We start from the raw sequence: 12915 nt of genomic DNA on the forward strand, positions 1-12915 counted from the left end.
GCCAAAACGGCAGTCATCTTGCATTCATGTAGTTAAGATCCAACGAGGTGTATCACAGTTGCCAAAATAAACATTGAGGCGAAAAATCCGAATGTGACGATAAAACCAACAGCTGAGTCGGTCACATCATTCCGCTTGCTTTGAACATTCTTTTCAAATTCATTCATTTTCATCCCTCCTGGCTATTTTTAGTATACTTGAACTCATTTGGAATTGCTAGAAGGTAAAGTAACCGTTTTCCATTTTCATGATCATTTTGTGAATATCGTCTGACTGTAAGCTGACCCGGGAGCTTACGTGAGACGTTTACTATAAATGAGGAGGCGGCACTTTCAGCTTCCTCTTTACTAATGTCTCTACACACTTTAGGATAGAGGAGGAAGTGAAAGAGAGGGATTTAAGCGAATGGTCTTTGAAGTATGGAACAATTTAAAAAAAGGGGATATTCACCCCGTTTATTGCTTATATGGAAAAGAAACGTATTTACTTCAAGAGACAGCTGCAAAATTGAGACAAGCTGTCGTCGACGAAGAAACAAAGGATTTTAATTACTCTGTCTTCGATATGGAAGAGGTGCCGCTTGAGCAGGCTGTGACGGACGCAGAAACATTTCCGTTTATGGGAGAGCGGCGTCTCGTTGTGATCAAGAACCCTTATTTCCTCACTGCAGAAAAGAAAAAAGAAAAGATCGAGCATCAGCTTTCTGTGTTAGAAGCTTATTTAGAAAAGCCAGCACCCTACACGATTCTCGTGTTATTGGCCCCATATGAAAAACTGGACGAACGTAAGAAAATCACCAAATTGTTAAAAAAGAAAGCGGCTGTAGTTGAGGCGAAAGAGTTAAATCCGAAAGAAACAACAGATTTCACCATCACGCTGGTGAAAACAGAAGGAAAAACAATCTCGGTTGAAGCGGCAGAACAGCTTGTCATGTTATGTGGCGGGAGCCTGTCCTCACTTTTTCAAGAGGTTCGAAAGCTAAGTACATATATTGGGCAGCGAGAGGAAATTGAGCTGGCGGATGTCAATCAGCTCGTTGCACGAAGTTTGGAGCAGAATATTTTCGAACTGATTAACCAAATCGTGAACAGGCGCCGGTCTGAAGCGATGCAAATGTTTTATGATCTCCTAAAGCAAAATGAGGAACCCATTAAAATATTGGCACTCATTTCAAATCAATTTCGGTTGATATTGCAGACAAAGTACTTTGCTCAACAGGGATACGGGCAAAAACAAATTGCGTCAAACCTGAAAGTTCACCCATTCCGGGTCAAACTCGCGATGGATCAAGCAAGACTGTTTTCAGAAGAAGAGCTAAAGTACATCGTCAAAGAGCTCTCCACGATTGATTATGAAATGAAAACGGGTAAAAAGGACAAGCAGCTATTATTAGAATTGTTCCTGCTTCGGTTATTAGGGGCTTGAACATAAAAAAACGACCTTCTCAAAAGAGGGTCGTTTTTGTTTAGATGTATAATTGCCAGTCTGTCCTTAGGCTCGGCCGTTCAGGACGGACGTACAGTTAAACAGGTGCCTCATCACTGAGGCGTTGCAATCATTATGCAGAAAGTCCGTTTACTTGTTTCGCAAGTCTTGATTTGTAACGCGCAGCTGCGTTTTTGTGTACAAGACCAGTTTTAACGGCTTTGTCAATGCGTTTTGCAGCAGAAGAAAGAGCAGCTTTTGCTTGCTCAGCATCGTTGTTAGCTACAGAAACTTCAACTTGTTTAATCGCAGTACGCATCGCAGACTTGATTGTTGCGTTGTGTGCACGGCGTTCGTTATTCGTTTTTGTACGTTTGATCGCTGATTTAATATTTGGCATGTGTTTCACCTCCTAAGATACAACCTAAACACAATTGTCTTAAGGTTAAATCTTCACAATAGAACAAATTGTATTCTATCAAACACACCTTTAGAATGCAATATAAATGTAAAGTATTTTTCATTGATGAAGCGCTCGAATGTTTCTTGAAAGAGATGGAAAGACTACTGTTAATTACTTGATGGAAGGAGCCTTTTCATGAAGAAACAGAAACTCGATTTAAGCGCTTATCAAATCCGGACCGATTTGGCCGTTGAAACAAAAGAGATACTAGAACAAGAGAACGATCCGAATGTGGTCAAAAAGGACGGTATTCAAGGAATTGTTGAGAAGGAGAAGGAAGAGCACGGCATCCGCATCCGCACTGTGGAGATTACGACAGAAGGAGAAGAGCTGACCGGAAAAAAGGCAGGGACATACTTGACGCTTGAGGCGCAAGGAATTCGGGAGAAAGACTCTGAGATGCAAGAAAAAGTGGTTGAAGTTTTTGCCCATCATTTTGCTCAATTTTTAAAAGATCACGGCATTCAGGCTGATGCGAGCTGTCTTGTCGTAGGACTCGGAAACTGGAATGTCACGCCGGATGCTTTAGGGCCGCTCACAGTTGAAAATTTGCTGGTGACACGCCACTTATTTGAATTACAGCCTGAGAATGTGCAGGAAGGCTATCGCCCAGTGTCTTCATTATCGCCTGGTGTCATGGGGCTGACTGGTATAGAAACAAGTGACATTATACAAGGTGTCATTGAACGATCTAAACCAGATTTTGTGATCGCCATCGATGCACTGGCTGCACGTGCAGTAGAACGGGTGAATACAACGATTCAAATTTCTGATACAGGTATACATCCAGGATCGGGTGTCGGAAATAAACGAAAAGAATTAAGCAAAGAGACCTTGGGGATTCCAGTCATTGCCATTGGTGTACCGACAGTGGTCGATGCGGTCACGATCGCAAGTGACACGATTGATTACGTGTTAAAGCATTTTGGTAGAGAACTGAAAGATGATAGACCTTCCCGATCTTTAGTACCAGCGGGTCTGACATTTGGGAAGAAAAAAGTGCTGAATGAAGAAGATTTGCCAGATGATGAAACGCGTCAATCCTTTTTAGGAATCGTCGGAACGCTTCCTGAAGAAGAAAAAAGACAGTTGATCCATGAGGTACTTGCACCACTTGGACAAAATCTAATGGTCACACCGAAGGAAGTGGATACATTCATTGATGACATGGCGAACGTACTCGCCAATGGGTTAAATACAGCACTTCATCAAAAAATCTCTCAAGACAACATGGGTTCTTATAATCATTAATCAGTTCTACTTTCTCTAGCTCGCTCATAGTGTAATTACTAGAAAGCGTGCTGGAGGGAGTAAATCATGAAAAAAAGACCTCGCCGTCCTCGACAATTGGTCGTTGCGATTAATGGAACAAAAGTAGTGAAGAGTATTTTTTTGTTTATTGTCTCTCTGGTGGTTGTGTTTGTCATGTCAGGGGCTTTGACGTCTTTAAAACCTGAGCTTAGGCCTCAAGCGTCATTATATGGTGTGGCAGATGAGCTGTCAGGGGCATTCTTTGCAACTCTAATGGGGATGGAAAATCAATATTTTGCCTCAGCAGTCCCTGAAAATCAAAAAGGATTTCATTTCTCCGGGCTGTCACTCAAACTTGCCACAAGTATCAATTTAGAAGACCCCCGCAGTTTTCTAGGAAGAGAGCTGCCAGGCTTTGAACATTTTGATACAAAAATCATCCTAGCAGGTGAAGGTACAGACTATACGAATATGCCAATGGAATCGCCGCCTCCAAGTGAAGTCATCAAAGATGAAAAAGAAGCAAATCTAGCTGAGCTGGACAAGCTTGATGAAGATGAACCGAAAACGCCTGCAAAAGAGCCGAACCAGTCGACAGGAAAACGAAAAGCTGTATACATTTATCACACACATAATACGGAATCATATTTACCATTTTTAAAAGGAGAAACAAACCCAAACAATGCGCGCCACTCAAAAGTGAACGTCACCCTTGTCGGGGAGATGTTTGGTAAAGCGCTCGATCAGCAAGGAATCGGCAACACAGTGGATAAAACAGAAATTGAAAAAAGACTGCTGAAAAAAGGGTTGAAGTATCCTCAATCATATAATGAATCCAGATTGGTTGTAAAAGAAGCTCTCGCTAAAAATGATGACCTAGATTACTTAATCGATATTCACCGGGATTCAAGAAGAAAGAAAGATACGACAGTAGAAATCAAAGGCAAGAAATATGCGAGAATCGCGTTTGTTGTAGGGAAGAAGAATCAAAGCTATGAGAAAAACTTAAAGCTGGCGACAGAGTTCCACCATTTGATGGAGAAAAAATATAAAGGACTTAGTGTCGGTGTGTTTGCCAAAGGAGAAATTGGTGATAATGGAATCTATAATCAAGATTTATCTGACAAAGCCCTCCTATTAGAATTTGGTGGTGTGGATAATAATATGGAAGAACTGAAAAACGCATCCAATGCAGCAGCTGATGTGTTCAGTGAAATTTTCTGGGACGCAGAAAAGGTAGACGGCAAAGCAAAGGATGAGAAAAAACGGTCTTAAGGTGGTGGAGGACATGGGCTCATTTATCGGAAAAACCATTATTTTATCGCTCGTATTGCTATTCGGTGTCTTTTTAGGAATGCAGCAAGCCAATAATGGCATGCTGCAAATGAAAGGGTATCATGATCCGCAATTAAAAGGGGCCTTCACTGTCCAAACGAATGATGATCAAGAAAAAGAAGCTTCTATCCTCGGAACAGCTGTCACACAAAAAGACTTAGCAGAAAAACAAAAGCAGCTAGAAGAAATGGAGAGCTTTAATGCCTTCTCTAAGGCCGGAAAAGCATTATCAGATGGTATGACGCATGCAGCCCGTACACTTTACGATTGGGTGAATGGTAAATAAACTGTTGTAAGCATCATGTTGGATGTTATTTCATAAGATATCACACCTTTTCGCAAAAGCCGCTAACCGATGAGCGGCTTTTCTTGATTTCGATTGAATCTTTACAGCCCTATTGATATAATCTAACCTAGCGCAACCCGCGTTTTATAGTAGGAGTGATAGATTGTGACAGATAAAGAAAAACGATTAGAACGGCAATCAAGAATTCGAAATTTCTCCATTATCGCCCATATTGACCATGGGAAATCCACATTGGCTGACCGAATTTTAGAAAAAACAGCGGCGATTACGCAACGAGAAATGAAAGAACAATTACTTGATTCCATGGACTTAGAGCGTGAACGCGGCATTACGATCAAATTAAACTCTGTCCAGCTGAAATATCAGGCGAAGGATGGAGAAGAATATATTATGCACCTGATTGATACACCAGGGCATGTCGACTTCACCTATGAGGTATCTCGAAGCCTAGCTGCCTGTGAAGGTGCAATTCTTGTGGTGGATGCAGCACAAGGCATTGAAGCACAGACACTAGCGAACGTTTATTTAGCTCTTGATAACAACTTAGAAATCCTGCCGATCATTAACAAAATTGATCTGCCGAGTGCAGAACCTGAACGTGTAAGACAAGAAATTGAAGATGTCATCGGGTTGGATGCATCTGAAGCTGTTCTCACCTCTGCTAAGGCGGGCATCGGGATCGAGGATATTTTAGAACAAATCGTCGAAAAGGTGCCGGCACCAGCTGGAGATCCAGAAGCACCACTTCAAGCCCTCATTTTTGATTCTCTCTACGATGCGTATCGTGGCGTCATTGCTTACATACGAATTGTCGAAGGAACCGTCAAACCGGGTCAAAAAATCAAGATGATGGCGACAGGCAAAGAATTTGAAGTACTTGAAGTCGGCGTATTCACACCAAAAGCCATGCCGACAGACGAACTCACTGTTGGAGATGTTGGTTATTTAACAGCTGCTATTAAAAATGTCGGCGATACACGTGTAGGGGATACGATCACAAGTGCGGTAAACCCTGCGAAAGAAGCTCTACCTGGATATAGAAAGCTGAACCCAATGGTGTACTGCGGCCTTTATCCAATTGACACAGCGAAATATAACGACTTGCGTGAAGCGTTAGAAAAGCTTGAATTAAATGATTCTTCACTTCAATATGAGGCAGAGACATCCCAAGCACTTGGCTTCGGTTTCCGCTGCGGCTTCCTTGGCATGCTTCATATGGAAATCATCCAAGAACGGATTGAACGTGAATTTAAAATCGACCTCATTACGACAGCGCCAAGTGTTATTTACGATGTGTATATGACAGACGGAGAAAAAATCGTTGTAGATAACCCATCCAATTTGCCTGATCCGCAAAAGATTGAGCGAATTGAAGAGCCATACGTGAAGGCAACAATGATGGTGCCAAATGATTATGTTGGTTCTGTGATGGAGCTTTGCCAAGGAAAGCGCGGCAATTTCATTGATATGCAATATCTTGATGCAAACCGCGTGAGCATTGTGTACGAAATTCCTCTGGCAGAGATCGTATACGAATTCTTTGATCAATTAAAGTCCAATACAAAAGGGTATGCATCCTTTGATTACGAGCTGATCGGCTATCGCCCATCCACTCTAGTGAAAATGGATATCATGCTTAATGGCGAAAAAATCGATGCACTTTCCTTTATTGTTCACCGCGATTATGCATATGAACGGGGAAAGATCATTGTAGAAAAGCTGAAAGAACTGATTCCGCGCCAGCACTTTGAAGTACCAGTTCAGGCAGCGATCGGTCAAAAAATTGTTGCTCGGTCTACCATTAAAGCAATGCGCAAGAACGTACTAGCGAAGTGTTATGGTGGAGATATTTCCCGGAAAAGAAAGCTTCTTGAGAAGCAAAAAGAAGGGAAAAAGCGCATGAAGCAAGTGGGTTCTGTAGAAGTCCCACAAGAAGCATTTATGGCCGTGCTGAAAATGGACGACAGCACACCGAAAAAATAACATCCTCAAGGCAACCTGCTTTACAATGCTCGCCTTGACGTTTATAGTCGAAAACAAACGAAGAGGCCGCAGCGATAAACTGCGGCTCTTTACCTGTAAAGAAGGTGTCAACAAATGAAAGCAGCATACATTCACATTCCATTTTGTGAGCACATTTGTCACTATTGTGATTTTAATAAATTTTTCATTAAAACCCAGCCGGTCGATGAATACTTAGCCGCTCTTGAAAAAGAAATGCAGCACACGATCGATCAAAAAGGGGAGCAAGAACTAAAGACGATCTTTATTGGCGGGGGAACCCCGACATCACTCACAACCAGCCAGTTAGATCAGCTTATGGACAGTATTCACCGCGTATTAAAACCAACCAAAAACTTAATCGAGTTTGCAGTAGAAGCAAACCCAGACGAACTATCGCTTGAGAAATTGAATGTCTTAAAATCAGCAGGCGTTAATCGGCTGAGCTTTGGTGTTCAAACATTTGAAGATGACCTGCTCAAAAAAATCGGACGGGTTCATCAAAAGAAAGATGTTCTCACATCTTTCGAGCGAGCAAGAGCAGTTGGGTTTGACAACATTAGTCTTGATCTTATGTTTGGTTTGCCTCATCAAGAGAAGCATCATGTCATGCATTCACTACAGACCGCTTTTTCATTAGGTGCAGAACATTATTCGGTTTATTCGCTGATTGTCGAGCCAAAGACGGTCTTTTACAATTTGATGCAAAAAGGGAAACTGCATTTACCACCGCAAGAACGTGAGGCTGAAATGTATGAGCTCGTCATGGATGAAATGGAGCGGCATGGACTCAAACAATATGAGATTAGCAATTACGCCAAACCAGGTTTTGAAAGCCAGCATAACCTCACCTATTGGAGCAACGAAGATTACTTTGGTTTTGGCGCAGGAGCGCACGGGTATGTAGATGGCGTCCGTAATGTGAACGCTGGACCAGTGAAGCATTACTTAGAGCTCATTGAACAAACAGGGTTTCCATATAAGGAAACGCATCAGGTGACAAAAGCAGAACAGATTGAAGAAGAAATGTTCTTAGGTTTGCGGAAAATTGAAGGCGTGAAAAGTGCTCATTTTCAAGCGAAATTTGGAGCATCACCAGAAGCACTCTTTCCCGCCATTCTTGAAGAATTAGCAGAAAAAGGTCTCATTGAACAGGATGAGATTGGCATTCGCTTGACAAGAAAAGGAAAATTGTTAGGGAATGAAGTATTTCAAGCGTTTCTCGGTGAGTTATAATTGACATTTTAATTTGAGTTTGGTAATTTTGTTTATACAATTAGCACTCGTTGAAAGAGAGTGCTAACAGGGGTGATGATGATGTTAACAAATCGTCAGCTTTTGATTCTACAAGTCATTATTAATGACTTTATTCGTTCGGCGCAGCCAGTTGGATCAAGGACTCTTTCCAAAAAAGAAGACATTACATTCAGCTCTGCGACGATTAGAAACGAAATGGCTGATTTGGAGGAACTCGGTTTTATTGAAAAGACCCATTCTTCATCAGGAAGAATTCCTTCCGAAAAAGGATATCGTTATTATGTAGATCATTTGCTCTCTCCGCGAAAACTGTCATCTAAAGAGCTTGTGCTCATCCAGTCAGTATTTCAGGAGAAAATTTTTGAGCTGGAAAAAACAGTTCAAAAATCGGCGGAAATTTTATCAGATCTCACAAACTACACATCGATTGTCCTTGGTCCAAAGCTAAGTGAAAATCGATTGAAGCAAATTCAGCTTGTCCCTGTCCAGCCTAATAAAGCAGTAGCGATTATGATTACAGACAGCGGGCATGTTGAAAACAAAACCATTACCTTCTCTGAGCATCTTGATGTCTCCGATATTGAGAAGCTAATGAATATTTTAAACAGCCGCTTAGCCGGAGTCCCGATGGATCAGCTGAAGGACAGGATGTATAAAGAAGTAGTGATGCTCCTTCGCACGCATTTAAAAGACTATGATCATATTTTAGATGCACTTGGTAACACATTCACTTCAACACAAAATGAATCAAAACTTTTCTTTGGCGGGAAGATTAATATGTTGAACCAGCCAGAGTTTCATGACATTGACCGCATTCGTTCACTCATGATGCTGATTGAACAAAAGAATGATGTCATGCAGCTGTTTCATCCAAATCAGCAAGGAATCACCATTAAAATCGGTTCAGAAAACAATTTGGAAGCAATGGAGAACTGCAGTTTAATCACAGCAACTTATGCGATTGATCAAAAATCACTCGGCTCCATCGCTGTCATTGGTCCAACCCGTATGGATTACGGGCGAGTCGTTAGTCTTTTGCATCATGTATCAAAAGACTTGTCAAACGCACTTTCCAATTTGTATGATGAGTAGGGTGATAAAAGGTGGGGGCACAGCCCCTTCGTATAATTGAATCTTTTTGAGGGAGGTGAACACAATGTCAGAAGAAAAACAGACACCTGAGCAAGCAGCAGAGGTTGAAGCACAAGAAGAAGCAGTTCAAGCAGAAACTGAGGAAGTAAAGCACGATGAACAGTCTGCCTTCCAAGAGAAGATTGATGAATTGCAGCAGCTTCTAGATGAAAAAGAAAACAAAATTCTGCGTGTTCAAGCAGATTTTGAAAACTATAAACGCCGTGCTCGAACTGAAGTGGAGACCGTGCAAAAATATCGTTCTCAACATGTTGTCAGCGACCTTCTCCCAGCTCTCGACAACTTTGAAAGAGCGCTTGGAATCGATCCAGACAATGAGCAGACGAAAAGTTTGTTAGAAGGTATGCAAATGGTTTACCGCCAGCTGGTAGAAGCGTTGAAAAATGAAGGCGTTGAACCAATTGAAGCTGTCGGCAAAGAGTTCGATCCAAACCTTCATCAAGCCGTCATGCAAGTTGAAGATGAAAACTACGATTCAAACATCGTTGTAGAAGAATTGCAAAAGGGCTATAAACTCAAAGACCGAGTTATTCGTCCATCAATGGTAAAAGTAAATCAATAACTACATAATGGGAGGTCATCGAATATGAGTAAAATCATTGGTATTGACTTAGGAACAACAAACTCATGCGTTGCAGTACTCGAAGGCGGCGAGCCAAAAGTTATTGCAAACGCTGAAGGAGCACGTACAACACCATCTGTTGTCGCTTTTAAAAATGGAGAGCGCCAAGTAGGTGAAGTAGCGAAACGTCAATCAATTACAAACCCAAACACCATCATGTCTGTTAAAAGACATATGGGTACAGATTATAAAGTAGAAGTTGAGGGCAAGAACTACACGCCGCAGGAAATCTCTGCAATCATCCTTCAACATCTTAAATCTTACGCTGAAGCTTATCTTGGCGAAGAAGTAACAAAAGCGGTTATTACAGTTCCTGCTTACTTCAACGATGCAGAGCGCCAAGCAACAAAAGATGCTGGTAAAATTGCTGGTCTTGAAGTAGAACGTATCATCAACGAACCAACAGCAGCTGCACTTGCTTATGGTTTAGATAAAACAGATGAAGATCAAACGATCCTTGTATATGACCTTGGTGGCGGTACATTTGACGTATCAGTCCTTGAGCTTGGAGACGGCGTCTTTGAAGTACGCTCAACTGCTGGGGACAACCGTCTAGGTGGAGACGATTTTGACCAAGTCATCATCGATCATCTAGTGGCTGAGTTCAAAAAAGAAAACGGCATTGATCTTTCTAAAGATAAAATGGCGCTTCAGCGTTTAAAAGATGCTGCTGAAAAAGCGAAAAAAGATCTTTCTGGTGTATCATCTACACAAATCTCACTGCCATTTATCACAGCTGGAGATGCAGGTCCTCTTCACCTAGAATTAACGCTAACGCGAGCTAAATTCGAAGAGCTTTCTGCAGACCTTGTAGAGCGTACAATGACACCTGTACGTCAATCACTGAAAGATGCAGGTCTATCTGCTAGTGAGATTGATAAAGTCATCCTTGTTGGTGGATCAACTCGTATTCCTGCAGTACAAGAAGCAATCAAAAAAGAAACAGGTAAAGAGCCTCATAAAGGCGTAAACCCTGATGAAGTGGTTGCACTTGGTGCGGCAATTCAAGGTGGAGTTATCACAGGAGATGTCAAAGACGTTGTTCTTCTTGACGTCACACCACTTTCTTTAGGAATTGAAACAATGGGCGGCGTATTCACAAAGCTGATTGAACGTAATACAACCATTCCAACAAGTAAATCTCAAGTATTCTCAACGGCTGCTGACAACCAAACTGCTGTAGACATTCACGTCTTACAAGGTGAGCGTCCAATGGCAGCAGACAACAAAACATTAGGTCGTTTCCAATTGACTGATATCCCGCCAGCACCACGCGGCGTACCACAAATCGAAGTATCTTTTGATATCGATAAAAACGGTATCGTAAACGTACGTGCGAAAGATATGGGTACTGGAAAAGAACAAAACATCACAATCAAATCTTCTTCAGGTCTTTCTGATGATGAGATCGAAAAAATGGTCAAAGAAGCAGAAGAAAATGCTGAAGCAGATGCAAAGAAAAAAGAAGAAATCGAAGTGCGCAATGAAGCAGATCAATTAGTGTTTACAACAGAAAAAACATTAAAAGATCTTGAAGGCAAAATCGATGAAGAGCAAGTGAAAAAAGCGAATGATGCAAAAGATGCGCTAAAAGCTGCGATCGAAAAAGGCGAGCTTGAAGACATTAAAGCGAAAAAAGATGAGCTACAAACAATCGTTCAAGAATTAACGACAAAGCTCTATGAAGAAGCTGCAAAACAAGCACAAGCTCAGCAAGAAGGCGCTGAAGGTGCTCAAAAAGCAGATGACAATGTAGTGGATGCAGAATACGAAGAAGTAAACGACGATCAAGAGAAAAAATAATCACCTTTACTTTTGAAAAAGACTGCTGAAACGTACTCGTCAGAAAGTCAAAGTCAGGATCTCTTGGCTTTGACTTTTTTCTTTTCAACGATGAAAAGGAATTGAAAAAGATCAATTTAAAATGATACAATCGTATTTATGTGAGAAAATCGGGAGTGTGAAGAGATGAGTAAGCGTGATTACTATGAAGTGCTTGGCGTGAGTAAGAGCGCCTCAAAGGACGAAATCAAAAAGGCATACCGCAAGCTTTCAAAAAAGTATCACCCTGATATTAATAAAGAAGCTGGCTCAGATGATAAATTCAAAGAAGTAAAAGAAGCCTATGAAACCCTTTCTGACGATCAAAAACGTTCACATTATGACCAGTTCGGTCACACCGATCCAAACCAAGGATTTGGTGGCGGCGGATTTGGCGGTGGAGGAGACTTTGGCGGCTTCGGCGGCTTTGATGACATCTTCTCTAGTATTTTTGGCGGCGGAGCCAGAAGAAGAGATCCAAATGCACCGCGTCAAGGAGCGGACCTTCAATATACAATGACCCTTTCATTTGAAGAAGCGGCATTTGGGAAAGAAGCAACGATCGAGATTCCCCGCGAGGAATCATGTGAAACGTGTCATGGATCAGGTGCAAAACCTGGAACACAGGCGAAGACATGCTCACATTGCGGCGGATCAGGTCAACTAAATGTCGAGCAATCCACGCCATTTGGTAAAGTAGTCAACCGCAGAGTATGTAACTACTGTAGCGGAACTGGTAAACAAATTGAACATAAGTGTTCAACATGTGGTGGATCTGGTAAAGTGCGTAAGCGTAAGAAAATCAATGTGACGATCCCAGCAGGTGTGGACGATGGTCAGCAGCTTAGAGTATCTGGTCAAGGTGAACCAGGTGTAAATGGAGGACCTCCAGGCGATCTATTTGTTGTTTTCCATGTGAGGGCGCATGAATTCTTCGAACGAGATGGAGATGACATCTACTGCGAAATGCCGCTTACCTTTGCGCAGGCTGCACTAGGTGATGAAATTGAAGTGCCGACATTACATGGGAAAGTCAAATTAAAAGTTCCCGCGGGCACACAAACGGGTACGAAGTTTAGACTCAAAGGAAAAGGTGTAAAAAATGTACGCGGTTATGGTCAAGGCGATCAGCATATCGTTGTACGCGTCGTAACACCGACGAATTTAACTGAAAATCAAAAAGATATCATTAGAAAATTTGCTGAAGTGAGCGGAAATAAACCGGACGAACAAGAAATGAGCTTTTTCGATAAGGTGAAACGCGCATTTAAAGGCGAGTAA

General features: G+C 41.9%; 12 protein-coding genes. 10 read left to right on the forward strand and 2 right to left on the reverse strand.

Features of this window, described 5'->3' with window-relative positions; genetic code table 11:
* Window positions 1–32 precede the first annotated feature (32 nt).
* Entirely contained in the window at window positions 33–167 is a 135-nt protein-coding gene (locus tag FBF75_RS12355) for a YqzM family protein (protein WP_008342491.1), read from the reverse strand.
* A 238-nt stretch (window positions 168–405) separates the two neighbouring features.
* On the opposite strand from FBF75_RS12355, the gene holA reads away from it, so the two are divergent.
* Window positions 406–1425 carry a DNA polymerase III subunit delta gene (gene holA, locus FBF75_RS12360; protein ID WP_046344022.1) on the forward strand — a complete coding sequence of 340 codons (1020 nt, stop codon included), beginning with the start codon at window positions 406–408 and terminating at the stop codon, window positions 1423–1425.
* A gap of 133 nt (window positions 1426–1558) precedes the next feature.
* On the opposite strand, the gene rpsT is transcribed toward holA, so the two are convergent.
* The gene (rpsT, locus tag FBF75_RS12365) at window positions 1559–1825 is read right to left on the reverse strand and encodes a 30S ribosomal protein S20 (protein WP_008342485.1); all 267 of its coding nucleotides are present in this window, start codon (window positions 1823–1825) and stop codon (window positions 1559–1561) included.
* Between the two features lie 198 nt (window positions 1826–2023).
* On the opposite strand from rpsT, the gene gpr reads away from it, so the two are divergent.
* The 9 genes from gpr to dnaJ all read left to right on the forward strand — a co-directional run bounded on the left by gpr (window position 2024) and on the right by dnaJ (window position 12915).
* Window positions 2024–3139 carry a GPR endopeptidase gene (gene gpr / locus FBF75_RS12370; RefSeq protein WP_008342483.1) on the forward strand — a complete coding sequence of 372 codons (1116 nt, stop codon included), beginning with the start codon at window positions 2024–2026 and terminating at the stop codon, window positions 3137–3139.
* Between the two features lie 66 nt (window positions 3140–3205).
* Window positions 3206–4414, forward strand: a complete 1209-nt coding sequence (locus tag FBF75_RS12375; RefSeq protein WP_136944803.1) for a stage II sporulation protein P — start codon at window positions 3206–3208, stop codon at window positions 4412–4414.
* 13 nt (window positions 4415–4427) lie between these two features.
* The gene (locus FBF75_RS12380) at window positions 4428–4760 is read left to right on the forward strand and encodes a YqxA family protein (protein WP_017358024.1); all 333 of its coding nucleotides are present in this window, start codon (window positions 4428–4430) and stop codon (window positions 4758–4760) included.
* A 165-nt stretch (window positions 4761–4925) separates the two neighbouring features.
* On the forward strand, window positions 4926–6764 hold the full coding sequence (gene lepA, locus FBF75_RS12385; protein ID WP_008342476.1) for a translation elongation factor 4: 1839 nt from the start codon (window positions 4926–4928) through the stop codon (window positions 6762–6764).
* A 114-nt stretch (window positions 6765–6878) separates the two neighbouring features.
* Complete coding sequence (gene hemW / locus FBF75_RS12390; RefSeq protein ID WP_048001525.1) at window positions 6879–8018, forward strand: radical SAM family heme chaperone HemW; 1140 nt, start codon at window positions 6879–6881, stop codon at window positions 8016–8018.
* 81 nt (window positions 8019–8099) lie between these two features.
* Window positions 8100–9131 (forward strand): heat-inducible transcriptional repressor HrcA, encoded by a 1032-nt coding sequence (gene hrcA, locus FBF75_RS12395; RefSeq protein WP_008342473.1) that lies wholly within the window; start codon window positions 8100–8102, stop codon window positions 9129–9131.
* Between the two features lie 64 nt (window positions 9132–9195).
* Window positions 9196–9753, forward strand: a complete 558-nt coding sequence (grpE, locus tag FBF75_RS12400; RefSeq protein ID WP_008342471.1) for a nucleotide exchange factor GrpE — start codon at window positions 9196–9198, stop codon at window positions 9751–9753.
* A gap of 24 nt (window positions 9754–9777) precedes the next feature.
* Window positions 9778–11616 (forward strand): molecular chaperone DnaK, encoded by a 1839-nt coding sequence (gene dnaK, locus FBF75_RS12405; RefSeq protein WP_008342469.1) that lies wholly within the window; start codon window positions 9778–9780, stop codon window positions 11614–11616.
* Between the two features lie 165 nt (window positions 11617–11781).
* On the forward strand, window positions 11782–12915 hold the full coding sequence (gene dnaJ / locus FBF75_RS12410; RefSeq protein ID WP_008342467.1) for a molecular chaperone DnaJ: 1134 nt from the start codon (window positions 11782–11784) through the stop codon (window positions 12913–12915).

This window comes from Bacillus sp. S2(2019) (assembly GCF_005144805.1).
Taxonomy (GTDB): Bacteria; Bacillota; Bacilli; order Bacillales; family Bacillaceae; genus Bacillus; species Bacillus altitudinis.